The sequence below is a fragment of the Aliamphritea spongicola genome, from assembly GCF_017051665.1.
GTDB classification, from domain to species: domain Bacteria; phylum Pseudomonadota; class Gammaproteobacteria; order Pseudomonadales; family Balneatricaceae; genus Amphritea; species Amphritea spongicola.
The window spans coordinates 765456-781579 of sequence record NZ_JAFIDL010000001.1; the positions used below are offsets into that span (position 1 = coordinate 765456).

Below are 16124 nucleotides of genomic sequence, written 5' to 3' on the forward strand. Positions count from 1 at the left end.
GCCCTTTCAGACCGCAGCTAACATATCAGTTACGGGTCCGGATGTAACGCGGCATAGATATCCTCAGCAATTTTGCGGCTAATACTAGAGACTTTTGCAATTTCTTCAATACTTGCTTTCTCGATCGACTGAATACCACCAAAGTGTTTCAGCAATTCCCGGCGACGCTTGGCTCCCACACCGGCAATACCTTCCAGCGGGGAGGTTTTGCGTGCCTTGGCACGGCGCGCCCGGTGCCCGGTAATCGCAAAACGGTGCGCCTCATCTCGGATATGCTGGATCAGGTGCAACGCCGAAGAATCACCCCGCAGGGTAATTTCAGTATTTGTTTCCGCCATGACCAGGGTTTCCAGACCGGCACGGCGATCACTGCCTTTGGCCACACCGACAATCAGCACCCCTTCGATCTGCAGTTCACTGAGCACATCAACCGCCTGGGAGACCTGCCCTTTACCACCGTCGATCAGCAAAATATCCGGCAGCTTCCCTTCACCTTTACGCAAACGCGTATAGCGACGGGTTAATGCCTGATGCATGGCGGCGTAATCATCACCGCCGGTGATGTCAGTAATATTAAAATGCCGGTAATCACTCTTCAGCGGCCCGTTATGGTCGAATACCACACAGGATGCAACCGTTGCCTCACCGGAGCTGTGACTGATATCGAAGCATTCAAGCCGCCTTGGCACATCGTCCAGCTGCATTGCCTCCTGCAGGGCCAGGAAGCGGTTATAAATATTCTGCTTACTGGCCAGATAACTTTGCAGATGCTGTTCCGCATTGGTTTGCGCCAGCCGCTGCCAGCCGGCTTTCTCAGCCCGCACCCGTTCGACCACAGCAACTTTCTTGCCGCGACGTTCAGCCAGCGCCTCTTCAAGGCAATCCTTATCATCCAGCGGGAAACTGGTAATGACTGAATCCGGAATTTCCCTGCCAGCCCCCAGATACCACTGGGCAATAAAGGCAGATAACAAATCACTTTCAGTATCTTCAACAGACACTTTAGGGTGATGCACTTTAGAACCGATAATCCGCCCACAGCGGACAAACAGCATATGCAGACACACACCGCCGGGCTTAATCGCACAGCCAATGACATCTGCATCACCGCTGGTACCGGAAACATACTGCTGTTCCTGCACCTTTTGCAGGCTGGAAATCTGGTCCCGGAAATGCGCGGCGTCTTCAAACTTCAGCGCCATGGACGCCTCTTCCATCAGTACCGCCAGCTCATCCATAATCGCGGTACTTTTACCTTCCAGGAACATACTCGCCCGGCGAATATCTCCCTGATAGGCTTCCGGCGAAATCAGCCCGACACAGGGCGCTGTGCAGCGTTTAATCTGATGCTGCAGGCAAGGCCGTGAACGGTTTTTAAAGAAACTCTCTTCACACTGCCGGATCTGAAACACCTTCTGCAGAATGGCAAGACTTTCCCGTACCGCCCCACTGCTGGGGAACGGCCCGAAATACTTCCCCTTCGCCCGCTTGGCACCACGGTGAAACCTTACTGCGGGGTATTTCTGTGTATCTGACACAAAAATATACGGATAGGACTTATCATCGCGCAGCAGAATGTTATATGGCGGCCGGTTTTCTTTGATCAGATTCTGCTCAAGCAGTAATGCTTCGGTTTCGCTGTTCGTTACCGTAATCTGAATATCGGCAATGTGGCTGACCAGCGCCTGAGTTTTAACATTCAGGCCCGTAGAGCGAAAATAACTACTGACACGGTTTTTAAGATTTTTTGCCTTGCCCACGTACAACAGCTCTTCTTTGCTGTTATACATCTGATACACGCCTGGGCGCCTGGTCAGGCGGGAAAGAAAGGCCTTACTGTCGAAAGCCTGCTGTGAGTTATCGCTGGTGTCCGCTGCTTTAAAAACAGCATCATCGTGGGGGGAATTATTATCAACCATGCAGCCGTATTCTACTGAGCACCCAACGGGTGGCAAGCCATAAATCTTCCGGACAGGAAAAGAACATCACCTGCCCGCCAGCAGTATTTCCTGCTAACGGGGAACAGTGCTTAACGCTTAAACATCAATGATATTATTGAGCTTATTGGCATCCATATGGACGTGGGTGGCTTCCTGATGAATCTCTTCCAGCCGCTGCCGGGTATCATCCAGAATGCCTGAATCACGGGAGAGGGACACCTCAAGAAATACCGCTATCTCAGCATAGTAATACAGCCGGGCATTAAAGCTCTGCGCCCTTTTCAGTTTGCTCAGAGCGGTTTGTGCACCATTCACCAGAATCATATTAATGTCATTGGTAGTCATTAAAGGATGACGGTCTTTCTCATCAACCACCTGAGTATCCTGCTGTCGTCTGCTCTGGGTCATTATATGTACCTTATAAAGGGCGGTTCGCCCGGCTTTCGGTTGCGTTATCAGTGACATGCCTGAGGTATGCGCTGAAAAGGAGTTCTCAAACACGCACAATAACTGCTACAGTTTCACTACTTTAGGGATTTTTCCCAGCAATGTGAATGCTTTGCGTATGAAGACTGAAGTAAGCATGGCAAACTTCCGCCACGGAATTGTCAGAGATCTGGCCTGGCTCGCCCGCAGCCCGGACATTATGACTCTACCTGAATCACTCTGTGCCGACTGGCTGTTTGATATAAACAACCTGCAACAACACCTAGAATCCCTCGACAGCCATCCCGAATCCGTCATCAGCCAGCTGCGACAGCAAGCCTGTTACAGACTCGGTTATTACTTCGAAGACCTGGTTAAAATATACCTTAAACAGTTCATACAACCTACTGAAATAAAAACTAATATTCAGGTATTTAAAGATAAAACTACCGTGGGTGAATATGACTTTCTGATCCGCCTGAATAACGGTAAAAAAGTTCATCTGGAGACCGCCGTAAAATTCTACCTGTGTACCGACACCCGGGCGCAGGACCTTAGCCACTTTATCGGCCCTAACCGTTCCGATCAGCTTTCACGTAAATGGCAAAGGCTTAATGAACATCAGTTACAGCTGTCCAGCACGCTTGCCGGTAGCCGGCAGGCAGAAAAACTTGATCTGTTCCCTGATGTGCACAGCCTGCTGCTAAAAGGTTATCTCTTCTACCCTTACGCTGAATGGCAGGATGCAAATAACTGGATTGAACCGATCAGCCCGCAACACGCCCGGGGCTGGTGGCTGCCGCTCAAAGCCGCCCAGGAACTGCCAGCTAATCAGAACTTCCGCTACGGCATCCTGATGAAACCGCAATGGCTGGCACCGGCGCGCATGTGCTTCCAGGACAGCCTGAGCCGTCATGAGCTTCTGACGAACATTGATGATTTATCGTCACCGCTGCTGATTGCCCAGCTGAATGAACACCCGGAACATGGCTGGCAGGAAGTGAGCCGTGGGTTTATCGTGCCTGATGACTGGCACCAGAAAGCAGAAACACCGCTTCATAAAAGCTGCGTAACTAATTGAAAATCAGATAAAAAAGAAAGGAATGATGCAGGTACCGGACAGCACCTGCAGATATCAAATAAGCAGTAACTTATTTACGCTCAGCAGCAGCGGCGTCTTTAGCAATGCTCTTCTTCAGAAAAGATACACCTAAAACAACCATTACCAGCATAGCGCCAACAATTGCAATGCTCGGCGCGAAAGAGATTAAGCTGTACTTATCTACCATAGAACTGTCCTCGTTTCGGGGTTTTAACCCTTATTTATAATTGGCGCCGATTATAGAGAATCGGCACCAATCATCAAGAGACAGCGGTAATTTTGTGCAAACTTTAATCAACCGCACTGAATTTTATGACTGACGGTTACGGTTCAGACGCTTAACCAGGCTGGATGTATCCCAGCGGTTGCCCCCCATGCCCTGCACATCCGCATAAAACTGATCAACCAGACCGGTAACCGGTAACTGAGCACCGTTATTGCGGGCTTCATTCAGAGCAATGTCCAGATCCTTACGCATCCAGTCGACAGCAAAGCCAAAATCAAACTCGTCATCGATCATGGTCTGATGACGGTTTACCATCTGCCAGGAACCGGCTGCACCGTGCTGAATAACATCAAATACAGCCGCCACATCCAGGCCCGCCTGCTGGGCAAAGTGAACCCCTTCAGATAAGCCCTGAACCAGACCGGCAATACAAATCTGATTCACCATCTTAGCCAGCTGGCCACTACCTGCCGGGCCAAGTAACTTGCTGGATTTAGCAAAACAATCAATCACCGGCTCAGCTTTGGCAAATACCGAATCACTGCCGCCAACCATCACACTCAGCACACCGTTCTCAGCGCCCGCCTGACCACCGGAAACCGGCGCATCCAAAAAACCGAAACCCCGTTCAGTGGCAATGGCATCAAGCTCACGGGCCACATCAGCAGACGCTGTTGTATGGTCAACCAGGATGGCACCGGCAGCCAGACCGGCAAAGACCCCCTGTTCACCAATAACCACTTCCCGCAGATCTGCATCATTACCAACACAGGTGAACACGATTTCAGCGCTCTGAGCGGCAGCCTGAGGCGTATCAGCACGGCTGCCCGGGTAAGTCTCCAGCCACTTTTCAGCACGGGCCGCAGTACGGTTATACACGCACACGTCATGACCGGCACGGGCCAGATGACCCGCCATTGGAAAACCCATTACTCCCAAACCAACAAATGCAACCTTCATGTGTTCTTATCCTCTGACACGCAATATAAACTGCGCCTAGCCTATACCAAGCGCAGCCAATGCAAAACTCTTTGTTTAGACTCGCGCCGTTATCGGGCAGAATATGTGCAACGGTGTTAATTCTCACGGACGCAAATTTATGATCAGCATGCAGCAATTAAAAACATTTCCACGCGTAATGATTACTTCAGCCATCCTGACCTTCTGCTCTGCCACAGCGGCGTATGCTGAAGAGAACAGCTCTGAAGCACAGACAAAGCAACTGGAACAGCTATCATTGTCTGACATGGAAAATAACACCCGCTCACTCAGCGAATACCGCGGCAAACCCGTACTGGTGAACTTCTGGGCTTCCTGGTGCCGGCCATGCGTTAAAGAAATGCCTGCCCTGCAACGTTTACAGGACGCGTTCAGTTATGATGAATTTCAGGTTATTGCGGTCAATATCAGTGAAAATCAGGCCAACATTGAAAACTTCCTCAACCAACAGGAAACCCGGCTTTCCATGGACATTCTGATTGATGAAAAAGGCACTGCGCTGGGTTCAAAACTGATTGATGTGATGCCTTCCAGCTTTGTTCTGGATGCTGACGGCAAAGTGTTGGAAAAGATCGTTGGTATCCGCGAATGGGATCACCCGGAAAACATCCGGGCGGTCAGAGGTCTTATCCCTTAACTTAAGCCTCAATAAGCAGACACAAAAAAGCCGGCAATTGCCGGCTTTTTTATTCTCTCTGCATCTTTATGCGGTGTGCAGATCTTCAACAATGTTCATTACCATTGCCGCGGAATGCTTAGCCGCTGTTACCAGGAATTCCTCAAATGACAGGTTGGATTCCTTACCGGCGATATCAGACAGCGCACGGATAACAATGAACGGCATATCAAACTGATGACAAGTCTGGGCAATTGCCGCTGCTTCCATCTCAACCGCTTTCATTGTCGGGAAGTTTTCACGGGTTTTGGCAACGCGATCCGGACAGTTCATGAATGAATCACCGGTAGCAATCAGGCCCTGAACGGTCTTCATACCTTCCATACGCGCGATACAGCGCTCCGCCACCTGAGCCAGATGCTCATCCGGCAGGAATGCTGCTGGCAGGCCCGGCACCTGGCCGTGTTCGTAGCCAAAGATGGTTACATCCACATCGTGATGGCGCACCTCAGAAGAAATAACAACATCACCTACTTCCAACTCCGCCGCAAAACCGCCGGCAGAACCGGTGTTAATCACACAGGTTGGCTGAAACGTCTGCAGCATCAGTGTGGTGCCAATCGCCGCATTTACCTTGCCGATACCTGATTTAAGCAGCACAACTTCAACGCCGTGCATCTGACCGGTAAAAAGCTCATAACCGGCAATTGTATGATCTTCACGGTTCTGCAGTGCCTGCTTAAGGATTTCTACCTCTTCATCCATCGCACCGATAATGCCTACTTTAAGCGCGTTATTTTGCTGCTGAAGGCGGCTTGCAAAACTGGTTTGTGCTGTCATGTTATACGTTTCCCAATTAAAATTACCACGCGTAATGATTAAATAATCATTATCACTCTAATATATCGACGCTGTTGCCGCTTTTACGAATCTGATCAGCCTGATCATGAAGATACCGCTGAAACTCGGGCTGACCTTTGTATGCGCCGGAAGCAACATACTGCAAAGCACTGTTAAAGTGAAATGCTCTTACGTAAGCATCCACCCGAAACTGTTCCTTACCCGCTGAATCCAGAAAAATCCAGGCAGGTAAATACGAGATACCCAACTCCCGGGCCCACTGACCTGCGGCAACCGTCGTACCATCCGGAAGCTTAACCATGGGGTTCTCCGTCAGATTAACGTCCAGCCGCCGATAGCCGGACAGCAACGCCTGCGTATCCTCTCTGGACAACACCTCTTTACTGAAGCCTTCGCAGGCAGCACAGTCTGTGGCAACCAGCTGAACAGCCACTGGCCGGTCTGCTTTCATCCCCAGATCAATAATCTGATCCCCCACTCCCTCTGCAGCGGGCAGTGCACTCTTGCCATTAACCAGCCCGGTGACCAGCTCGAGAAATGCTTCCGGTGGCCGGTAGCCGTCTACCCGGCGTTCCGGTGTACCTGTTTCATCCAGAAAAATAAGGGTCGGGGTGTACTGAACTTTTAACATGGCCGCCAACTGTCTTTCTTCCAGTTCAGTGCCGTCCTGCAGGGTAACAATCCGTGAACCCCAGATATCCAGCTCTATAAGTTCATAATTGTCAGCCATCAGAGCATCAACCCGGGGCTCCGGAAACACCTGAGTGACAAGGTTATAGCAATAAGGGCAACCTTCCTGATGGAAGTACAGCACTATCTTATGGCCACGTTCCTTTGCCTCGGCAACATCATCGGCAAGTTCCAGAAAACCATCCAGATACCAGCTGAGCTCAGGGATTTCCTGGTTATGATCAACCGCCTGCATTTCAATCGCCGGCTTACCATCCGGGTTAGCAGCATGCACGCTAAACGCCATAACCATAACTGCGGCTAACCAGCACAGCCGCTGAATACACTGTTTTATACCTTGCCTGAACATAACTGATATCTCCTTCGTCTCAGCTCTGCTTTAAATACGTACCCGAACAACAAGTATATCCAATTCGCCCTTACGAACCGGCCATCAGCGCTACATCCGCCCAGCCTAGCTCAGCGAACAGAGACCGTTCCCACTCGCCCGGCTCAGCGGTTATACAAATCCGGTCACCGGTGTGAGGATGGGTAAATTCAAGCCGGGTTGCCAGCAACAGTAGGCGCTGCAAGTCGAATTTATCACGGAAGATCCGGTTATGATGGCCGTCACCATGCTTGGTGTCACCGATAATCGGGTGAAAAATATGCTTCATATGACGGCGAATCTGATGTTTTCTGCCCGTCTTAGGTCTGACTTCAACTAGCGAGTAACGGCTGGTTGCAAAATTTCCGGAAGGAACGTCCAGTTCCGCATGCCCAAGCGTCCGGTATATGCTTACGGCATCTTTCGCTGGCTGATCAGGATTGGCAAATTTATCAGCAGCCTTATCCAGTTCTTCTTTCAGCGGGTAATCGATAACACCCTCTGCATCTGTATATCCGCGACACACACACAGGTAGGTTTTCTCTGTTTCTCTGGCGGCAAACTGCTCACTCATCGCCCGGGCGGTCACCGGATCCTTAGCAAACAGCAATACCCCGGAGGTCGGACGGTCCAGACGATGAATTGTGTAGGCCTTGAAATTCCGCTGTTCACGCAACAGGGCCACAGCATTTTCCGCCCGCCTTTCAATCGGGCTCGGATGCACCAGTAGCCCGGAAGGTTTATCGATTGCCAGCAGGTAATCGTCTTCAAAAAGGACATTCAGTTCAGTCGCGCTTGTTTCAGTCACTCATCATACCGTTTTGTCAGTTTGCCGGGCTTTGCGGGCCACATCAGGCGCCGTATGATACGGATCGCCTGCTTTCAGGTACAGACTAAACCTAAGAAAGCTGGTAGGCCTATAATTTGTAAGGATTTTTGAATATTTTTTTCTTTTTTTTCATGCTCTCAGAGTTGAAATAACAACAAAATCCTATATATATAAAGCAACATCATTAAGATTTTATCGAGGGATACAATGCGTAATATCGATACTATGGCTGCCCCGCGCTCGCAAGAGTCGATCCTGGCAACCAATAAAGTAATCCGTAATACCTACATGCTGCTGGCTATGACACTGGTCTTCAGTGCCGTCACTGCGGGTATTTCCATGGCAATGAATCCTCCGTTCATGCTCTACATCGGCAGTGTTATTGTCAGCTTCATCATGATTTTTGCTCTGAACAAAATGCAGAATTCTGTTTGGGCGCTACCAATGGTATTCGCCTTTACCGGCCTGATGGGTTTTGGTCTGGGACCATTACTGAACCACTACCTGGCAATGTCTAACGGTGGTCAGATCATCATGACCGCACTGGGTATGACCGGCGCAGTATTCATGGGTCTGTCTGCATACGTGCTGACCAGCAAAAAAGACTTCAGCTTCATGGGTGGCTTCCTGGCTGCCGGTATGATGGTTGCCCTGATCTCTATGGTTGCCCTGATCGCCCTGCCTTTCTTCGGCGTTGAAGTTGGCGCATTCAGCCTGGCATTCTCTGCTCTGATCGTGATGCTGATGGCCGGTTTCATCCTGTATGACACCAGCAACATCGTTAACGGCGTTTACACCAACTACATCATGGCGACTGTCAGCCTGTACCTGAACATTTACAACCTGTTCGTACACCTGCTGAGTCTGATCGGTGCTTTCAGCGACGACTGATCCCAACAGATAAAACGGCCTGGCCTATTTCTTCAAATGGCTAAGCCTTGTTAAACTAAAGCCCTGCAATTGCAGGGCTTTTTTTTGCCATCACGTTTTGGCTTTCACGCAGTACACATTACCGTATCACTGCGAAATGTTTTATTAGCACAGATACCACAAACTATGATCTTCTCTCTGCTTATCACCGGCGCGCCTTACAGCAGCCAAAGTGTCGCAACCGCGCTTCAGTTCGCCCGGGAAGCACTGCAACAGGGCCACAGTATTCACCGGGTTTTCTTTTATGCTGACGCCGTACACACCGGCTCAAAACTGGCGACGCCACCTCAGGATGAAATGCATATCCCTGACGAATGGCAGCAACTGGCCAAAGACCACGAACTTGATCTGGTGGTATGCATTGCCGCAGCAGTGCGCCGGGGTGTACTGGACGATGGCGAAGCCAAGCGGCACGAAAAACCGGCCGGTAACCTGCAGGACAACTATCAGCTCTCCGGCCTTGGCCAGTTAGTAGAAGCGGCAATGATTTCTGACCGCATGATTACCTTTGCCCCTTAACTCAGCAGCCCAGAGGAAACCCCATGAGTCAGATTAAAAAATCCTTTCTGCTGATTAACCGACAGGCCCCCTACGGTTCCTCAGCCGCCCGTGACGCACTGGATGTAGCGTTAACAGCGTCTGTCTTTGAGCAGGACATCAGCCTGTTATTTCTTGCTGACGGCGTCTTTCAGCTGCTGAAAGATCATCAACCGCAGGGAATTGGCCAGAAGAATCTTGCGGCAAACCTGTCTGCCCTGCCAATGTACGACATTGACCAGATTTTTGTTTCAGCCAGCGCAATGAAAGAACGGGGGCTGGATAAAGCTCAGTTAAGCCTTCCCGCTGAACTGCTGGATGACCAGCAAATAGCCGCACTGATCAGCCGCCACGACCAGGTAATGAGTTTCTGATATGAGTCTACATACCCTTAATAAAGCGCCCTCCGGCAGCTCCGCTATCCAGGATTGCCTCAGTGCTCTGCAGGCAGGCGATGCACTGTTACTGATTGAAGACGGCGTTTATGCCGCACTGGATGCCTACAGCCCACTGTTTCAGCATGCAGAAAGCCTAGCGGTTGATTGCTATGTACTGTCAGCGGATACTGATGCCCGCGGCCTGAGTACACTTAACCCATTGTTTAAGGCTGCCACTTACAGCACCTTTGTTGAACTTAGCTGCCAGCATCACCCTGTTGTCAGTTGGGCTTGATACGGAATCTACATGTCACAGTTAATCATTGATGGCCAGACCATCGAACTTGATAAAGAAGGCTATCTGCGCAACCTGAATGACTGGAACCGGTCTGTTGCCGAACAGCTTGCCTCAGCCGAAAACCTGACACTGACAGACGATCACTGGCAGGTTATCGAAATACTGCGGGATTTCTATCACACCTACGAACAGTCTCCGGCGATGCGACCACTGGTTAAAGCGGTGGGCTTAAAACTGGGTGCAGACAAAGGTAAGAGCATGTATCTGATGCAACTCTTTCCGGGCAGCCCGGCCAAACTGGCCAGCAAACTGGCAGGCTTACCCAAGCCAACCAACTGCCTCTGATTTCTGACACTTACTTTCTGGAGCCAATATGCGTATTGCTTTTCTGGGTATCGGCCTGATGGGACACCCCATGGCAACCAATCTGCTGAACGCAGGATTCAGCGTCATCGTCTGGAACCGCACTGCCAGTAAAGCCGAGGCCCTGCGCCAGCACGGCGCAGAAATTGCCGACACGCCAGCCGGTGCAGTGAAACAGGCTGACATCGTGATTTCCATGCTGGAAAACGGTCCGATCGTAGATGACGTTTTATTACAGCAGGCGGGCATCAGCAGCTTTAAGCCTGACGCCACAGTCATAGATATGAGCTCCATTCCTCCGGAAATGGCCAAACAACACGCAGCCACATTTCAGTCAGCCGGCATCAACTATCTTGATGCTCCGGTATCCGGAGGAACCGTCGGCGCCGCGCAGGCTACCCTGTCGATTATGGCTGGCGGCAATAAACAGACATTTGATGCGGCACAGCCGGTATTTGATGCGCTGGGTAAATCCACCTACATCGGCCCGGCCGGTTCCGGGCAGCTGGCCAAATGCGCCAACCAGGCCATTGTTGGTATTACCATTGGCGCCGTCTCTGAAGCCCTGTTACTGGCCGCTGAAGGCGGTGCAGATCCGGCGGCCGTCAGAGAAGCACTGATGGGCGGCTTTGCCAGCAGCAGAATCCTTGAGCTTCATGGCCAGCGTATGATCGACCGGCAGTTCAATCCCGGAGCTACTTCGCGGGTACAACTGAAAGACCTGCGGACAATTCTCGACACTGCCAGAGCAGAGTCACTGACCCTGCCCCTTTCCCAGCGGGTATATGAGCAATACCAGGAAATGGTTAGCAAAGGTTTTGAAGAAGTAGATCACAGCGGCTTATTGCTGCAGCTTGAAGCACTGAACCAGCCAGCCCGTCTGAACGATAAGCCCACATCAGCCCCTGCGGTTACACCCAGATATAACATGGAGCACCAGGATGCCTGATTTTGCTGTCAATCTGAACATGCTCTTTACTGAGTTGCCGCTGAAACAACGCTTTCGTGCCGCAGCCGAGGCCGGGTTTCAAAAGGTTGAAATACAATTCCCTTATGAACTGAGCATTGCAGAAATAAAAGAAGAGCTGGAACAGCATAAGCTGGAGCTGATACTGATTAATGCCCCTGCCGGTGACTGGGCAGCCGGAGAACGGGGAATTGCCTGCCATCCGGACAGAATTGATGAACAACAGCAAGGGGTTGCCAAAGCAATTCGCTATGCAACAGCCCTGAACTGCAAAAAAATTAATTTACTGGCGGGCATTACTCCCCAAAATAGTGAAAAAGCCCAAGTAAAATCAACATTTATCCGTAATCTATACGATACGGCTGTAGCATGTGATACAGAAGGTATTAGCCTGGTCAGTGAAGCGATAAATACTCAGGATATTCCTGGTTTTTTCCTCAACACCAGCGACCAGGCATGGCAGCTGTTTGCTGAGGTTGGACATGCCAATCTGAAACTGCAGTTTGATATTTATCATATGCAGATTATGCAGGGGAATCTGATTAAGACCCTGCAGGAAAACATTGACCGGATTGGCCACATACAGTTTGCAGATGTACCTGGCCGTCATGAACCAGGTACCGGTGAAATTAACTTCACCAATGTTTTCAATGCAATAGACGCGACATCTTATGCTGGATCTGTCAGTCTTGAATATATACCACTGGCCGGTACCCTCACGGGGCTCAGTTGGTTAAATCAATCAAAATAAGGTTGTAGGTGAACTATGAGTTTAGAAGAAGCCACGAAACACCTTCAGGAACTGGAGCAGTTAAGTGACTCCGAACTGGAGAAAAAAGGCCAAACTCAGGAAGAAATGAAGCAATGGGCTACTTTTACCGTAGCTGAAGAGCTTTATGGCATTGATGTAATGCAGGTTAAGGAAGTTCTGCGTTATACCGAGATCACCCCTGTTCCGGGTTCATTGCCTGGCATTCTGGGCATCATTAACCTGCGGGGTAATGTCGTCACAGTTATCAGCACCCGCGATCTGTTCAACCTGCCAGCTTCTGACATCAACAACGATACCCGGGTCGTGGTAGCAGAGTTTGATGATGAAGAAGTTATCGGCATGCTGGTGGACGGTGTTGATGAGGTTATCAACCTGCCAATCAGTGAAGTTGACCGCGCGCCGAACCTGGGCCGCGACGAAACCGCCCGCCATTACGTACAGGGCGTATGCTACCGGGATGAACAACTTATCATCCTGCTGGATCTGGCTAAAATGCTGTCAGGTTACCGCAGCCTGAGCCCTGATTACGCCTAATCAGAACACGGCTACATCATTAAACCCCTGCCCTTTGGCCAGGGGTTTTTTATTGCTTCAAAATTACCTTTATTTAGCGTTTTCCAGCACACCACCGACACCACTTAATCTCATCATGACTGTAAGCTGAATAATTAGTCGTAGATATCATCATTTTGGTGATAATTGCTTTGCTTATTAGTTAATCTAATATTACTCTTCCGCCATTTTCAGACACAAGTAACGTGTATGTACATTACCCGGCAAGCCCCATCCGCCGGTGCTTTGCGAGGAGATATCCAGGTTGACCAGTAACACCGAACGCCAGTACTCAGCATCCACCCGACTGATATCCACCACGGACCTTGATGGTCGGATTACATATGCTAATCAGGATTTTGTTGATGTATCCGGCTACAGCCTGGAAGAACTGGTCGGACAACACCACAATGTAGTCCGTCACAGCGATATGCCTAAAGCCGCATTTGCCGATTTATGGCAACACCTGAAACAGGATCAACCCTGGATGGGCCTGGTAAAAAACCGTTGCAAGAATGGTGATCATTACTGGGTAAGGGCCTTTGTCACGCCTATTTACGATAAACACGGCACCAAAATCGGCTACCAGTCTGTACGTACCCGCCCAAGCGAGGAAGAAAAACAACTGGCCACCCGGCTTTACAAACGCCTGAATAACGATTCCAGAGTATCCTTCACACGACAAAGCCTGATGGTAAAAATAGGCGCTACCCTGCTGGCAGGCATTGCCGTGGCAGGCTCTGTCAGCTTTATGCCGCTGGATACCACCGGCAAGCTGTTCGTTCTGACAGCAACCACCGGCGCCGTAGGCTATACGGCTTTCCGCCTGCTGAGCCCGCTGCAAAAGCTGCTAAACAATTCCCGTGAGGTGTACGACAACCCCGTCGCACAACTTGCAATGACCGGTCGCATGGACGAAACCGGCGCTGTTGAAGTCGCAATGCGAATGCAAAAAGCACAGCTGCGTACCATTACCGGACGGATTGAAGATGCCATCGGCACACTGGACGGCGTCATGCATACCACCCGGGATGCTCTGATCAAAACCAGCTTTGGTATCGAGCAGCAAAACAATGAAACCGACATGCTGGCCGCCGCAGCTGAACAGATGTCGGCCAGCGCCGATGAAATAGCGGCCAACACCCGCCAGACGTCCGATGAAACCCAGCGGGTCGTTACCCAGACACAGTCTGGCAAAAACATCATCAACACCATGCACAACAGCATTGAAGAGCTGGTTGCCGATGTCAGCACGGCCTCTCAGTCATCAGAGCAACTGCGTACCCAGGCACAGGAAATTGGTGCAACCATCAGCATTATTGACGATATTGCAGATCAGACTAACCTGCTGTCACTGAATGCGGCCATCGAAGCCGCACGGGCCGGCGAACACGGCCGCGGATTCGCGGTGGTTGCGGACGAAGTCCGGGCGCTTGCTCAACGCACTCAGGAGTTCACCGGCGAAATACATCAAACCATCGACGGTATTCAGAAGCAGGTTAACATCACTGTCGAAACCATGGAGCAGAGCCAGCAGAAAGCTCAGAACAGTATCGACCAGGCACTGCAGGCAAATCAGGCATTTGAAGACGTGGCGACCTCCATCGATACGATCTCTCAGGGTACCTATCAGATCGCCAGCGCAGCGGGCCAGCAAAGCGCGGCTGCCACAGAAGTCAGCAACAGCATTATGTCGATACGCACAGTTTCAGAACAAAGCAGCGAATCCGTCAGCCAGACAACCGACGCCAGTGAAGAACTAGCGACGCTGGTGGCAGATCTTTCCCAAATCGTCAGCCGGATAAAATAACTGCCTGAACAAACAGAAACGGCCGCAAAAGCGGCCGTTTTTAATTTCAGATCACTGCTCTCTAACCACCGATATGCACTGCGATACTGCGGCGATGGCTGCCATGGCGATGCTCCCAACAAAACACGCCCTGCCAGGTCCCCAGCATCAGCCTCCCTCCCTGAACCGGTACCGACAGACTGGTTGCCGTCAGCGCCGCTTTGATATGCGCAGGCATATCATCAGCCCCCTCAAAGATATGGGTATACAGTGAGTCATTTTCCGGTACTAATCTGTTCAGCCAGCGCTCCAGATCATGCTGGGCACTGGGATCTGCATTTTCCTGAATGCACAGGCTGGCACTGGTGTGCCGGATCATAATGGTGCACAGCCCCTCTGAAATACCACTGCGGCTCACCAGCGCAGCAAGCTGTTCCGTAAATTCATATAACCCCTGACCACGGGTATTAATGTCCAGTGTTGTTACCATTTACCTTACCTGTACCGCCTGTTATATGCGGCAAGCATACAGCTCAGCGGGCCGGCACACCAGTTACAACGCGCAGCTTCTCAAGCCAGGCGATTGCGGCGACGGTGATTACGCAACCGATCAGTTGCAACGGTAACAGCACCTCCCCCAACCACAACCAGGCAAACAACAGCGTCATTGCCGGTCCGGCCAGAGCAACCCTGCTGGCCCGTTCTGCACTGGCTAGACGAATAGCTTCGTGCATTAGCAAAAACGGCAACACCGTACACAACACCGCAATTAAAGCACTCCACATCACACCTTCTGCGCTGTAACTCAGATCAGGGCTGCCCTGGAACAGATAGAACACAATCATCAGCAATAAAATAAAACTGCCGCTGGCTGCTGAAAACAGCGCTGAAGACATATATTTCATCACTCGCTGGCTATACACCAGATAGACAGCATAAGACATGGCAGCCACCATAGCCCAACTAATACCCTCTGCCTGGTTCACATTGCTCTCAAGACTTGTTCCGGCACCGCCCTGAAACATCACCGTTACCAGGCCCGCATAGGCCAGTAACAGTGCCAGTATCTGTAACCCTCCTGGTATAGCCCGGTTCAGCCCGGCATTAATAAGCACAACAAAGACAGGAAAAGTAAACAGGATCAGGCGGGATAGTCCGGCATCAATCAGTACAAGCGCCTGAAAATCCGCATAGGTCGCTGAAAAAAACAACGCACTGGCAATCATTAACTGCTTTACCTGCCGCATTTTCGGCATGGCTGCAACGGACTCTCCAGCCGGTTTTGCTTTGCCCCGTGAGTAGCCATACCACAACCAGAACAGAGGCACGGCCAAACCAAAGCGCAGTAGAAGCAATACCGTTACATCCGTTCCCGCCGCATAGACAAACTTGGCCAGTATCCCCTTAAGCGACAATGCCGCTGTCGCGATTAATATCATCAACAAAGCCTGCTGCTCTGCTGTCTGTATTGCTTTCATCAGAA

General features: G+C 50.8%; 20 protein-coding genes. 11 read left to right on the plus strand and 9 right to left on the minus strand.

The genetic code is table 11. From position 1 onward, the window contains the following. Positions 1-29: 29 nt before the first annotated feature. Complete coding sequence (gene uvrC, locus JYB63_RS03545; RefSeq protein ID WP_205656421.1) at positions 30-1919, minus strand: excinuclease ABC subunit UvrC; 1890 nt, start codon at positions 1917-1919, stop codon at positions 30-32. Between the two features lie 117 nt (positions 1920-2036). Beyond that, positions 2037-2348: an excinuclease ABC subunit C gene (locus JYB63_RS03550; protein WP_205656422.1), complete on the minus strand. Its 312-nt coding sequence runs from the start codon at positions 2346-2348 to the stop codon at positions 2037-2039. Between the two features lie 157 nt (positions 2349-2505). Here JYB63_RS03550 and JYB63_RS03555 point away from each other — a divergent pair, with 157 nt between their 5' ends. Next, positions 2506-3447, plus strand: a complete 942-nt coding sequence (locus JYB63_RS03555) for a DUF1853 family protein (RefSeq protein ID WP_205656423.1) — start codon at positions 2506-2508, stop codon at positions 3445-3447. A gap of 70 nt (positions 3448-3517) precedes the next feature. Here JYB63_RS03555 and JYB63_RS03560 read toward each other — a convergent pair whose 3' ends face one another. Then, positions 3518-3655, minus strand: coding sequence for a hypothetical protein (locus JYB63_RS03560; RefSeq protein WP_205656424.1), 138 nt, complete (start codon positions 3653-3655; stop codon positions 3518-3520). Between the two features lie 123 nt (positions 3656-3778). Beyond that, positions 3779-4654 carry an NAD(P)-dependent oxidoreductase gene (locus JYB63_RS03565; protein WP_205656425.1) on the minus strand — a complete coding sequence of 292 codons (876 nt, stop codon included), beginning with the start codon at positions 4652-4654 and terminating at the stop codon, positions 3779-3781. A gap of 139 nt (positions 4655-4793) precedes the next feature. Here JYB63_RS03565 and JYB63_RS03570 point away from each other — a divergent pair, with 139 nt between their 5' ends. Continuing rightward, entirely contained in the window at positions 4794-5330 is a 537-nt protein-coding gene (locus tag JYB63_RS03570) for a TlpA disulfide reductase family protein (RefSeq protein WP_205656426.1), read from the plus strand. Positions 5331-5396: 66 nt separating this feature from the next. On the opposite strand, the gene mtnN is transcribed toward JYB63_RS03570, so the two are convergent. From mtnN to JYB63_RS03585, 3 genes are all read right to left on the minus strand, one after another. Further along, positions 5397-6149 carry a 5'-methylthioadenosine/S-adenosylhomocysteine nucleosidase gene (gene mtnN, locus JYB63_RS03575; RefSeq protein WP_205656427.1) on the minus strand — a complete coding sequence of 251 codons (753 nt, stop codon included), beginning with the start codon at positions 6147-6149 and terminating at the stop codon, positions 5397-5399. A 52-nt stretch (positions 6150-6201) separates the two neighbouring features. Then, positions 6202-7209, minus strand: a complete 1008-nt coding sequence (locus JYB63_RS03580) for a thioredoxin fold domain-containing protein (RefSeq protein ID WP_205656428.1) — start codon at positions 7207-7209, stop codon at positions 6202-6204. 70 nt (positions 7210-7279) lie between these two features. Further along, on the minus strand, positions 7280-8035 hold the full coding sequence (locus tag JYB63_RS03585; RefSeq protein ID WP_205656429.1) for a pseudouridine synthase: 756 nt from the start codon (positions 8033-8035) through the stop codon (positions 7280-7282). Between the two features lie 228 nt (positions 8036-8263). Here JYB63_RS03585 and JYB63_RS03590 point away from each other — a divergent pair, with 228 nt between their 5' ends. The 9 genes from JYB63_RS03590 (at position 8264) to JYB63_RS03630 (ending at position 14662) form a co-directional block, all read left to right on the plus strand. Then, a complete protein-coding gene (locus JYB63_RS03590) occupies positions 8264-8947 on the plus strand; it encodes a Bax inhibitor-1/YccA family protein (RefSeq protein WP_205656430.1) in 684 nt (227 codons plus the stop codon). 165 nt (positions 8948-9112) lie between these two features. After that, complete coding sequence (gene tusD, locus JYB63_RS03595; RefSeq protein WP_205656431.1) at positions 9113-9505, plus strand: sulfurtransferase complex subunit TusD; 393 nt, start codon at positions 9113-9115, stop codon at positions 9503-9505. A 23-nt stretch (positions 9506-9528) separates the two neighbouring features. Continuing rightward, the gene (gene tusC / locus JYB63_RS03600; RefSeq protein WP_205656432.1) at positions 9529-9897 is read left to right on the plus strand and encodes a sulfurtransferase complex subunit TusC; all 369 of its coding nucleotides are present in this window, start codon (positions 9529-9531) and stop codon (positions 9895-9897) included. Between the two features lies 1 nt (position 9898). Then, positions 9899-10195, plus strand: coding sequence for a sulfurtransferase complex subunit TusB (gene tusB, locus JYB63_RS03605; protein ID WP_205656433.1), 297 nt, complete (start codon positions 9899-9901; stop codon positions 10193-10195). A gap of 12 nt (positions 10196-10207) precedes the next feature. Next, on the plus strand, positions 10208-10543 hold the full coding sequence (locus tag JYB63_RS03610) for a TusE/DsrC/DsvC family sulfur relay protein (protein ID WP_205656434.1): 336 nt from the start codon (positions 10208-10210) through the stop codon (positions 10541-10543). Positions 10544-10571: 28 nt separating this feature from the next. After that, positions 10572-11510: an NAD(P)-dependent oxidoreductase gene (locus JYB63_RS03615; protein WP_205656435.1), complete on the plus strand. Its 939-nt coding sequence runs from the start codon at positions 10572-10574 to the stop codon at positions 11508-11510. Beyond that, positions 11503-12279, plus strand: a complete 777-nt coding sequence (locus tag JYB63_RS03620; RefSeq protein WP_205656436.1) for a hydroxypyruvate isomerase family protein — start codon at positions 11503-11505, stop codon at positions 12277-12279. Before JYB63_RS03615 ends, JYB63_RS03620 begins: the two co-directional genes overlap by 8 nt. 15 nt (positions 12280-12294) lie before the next feature. Continuing rightward, the gene (locus JYB63_RS03625) at positions 12295-12834 is read left to right on the plus strand and encodes a chemotaxis protein CheW (protein WP_205656437.1); all 540 of its coding nucleotides are present in this window, start codon (positions 12295-12297) and stop codon (positions 12832-12834) included. Between the two features lie 283 nt (positions 12835-13117). Then, positions 13118-14662, plus strand: a complete 1545-nt coding sequence (locus tag JYB63_RS03630) for a methyl-accepting chemotaxis protein (RefSeq protein WP_205656438.1) — start codon at positions 13118-13120, stop codon at positions 14660-14662. Between the two features lie 61 nt (positions 14663-14723). Here the strand turns inward: JYB63_RS03630 and JYB63_RS03635 are convergent, their stop codons facing one another. Next, positions 14724-15131, minus strand: a complete 408-nt coding sequence (locus JYB63_RS03635) for a secondary thiamine-phosphate synthase enzyme YjbQ (RefSeq protein WP_205656439.1) — start codon at positions 15129-15131, stop codon at positions 14724-14726. A 43-nt stretch (positions 15132-15174) separates the two neighbouring features. Further along, a complete protein-coding gene (locus JYB63_RS03640; protein ID WP_205656440.1) occupies positions 15175-16119 on the minus strand; it encodes a DMT family transporter in 945 nt (314 codons plus the stop codon). Positions 16120-16124: the final 5 nt, after the last annotated feature.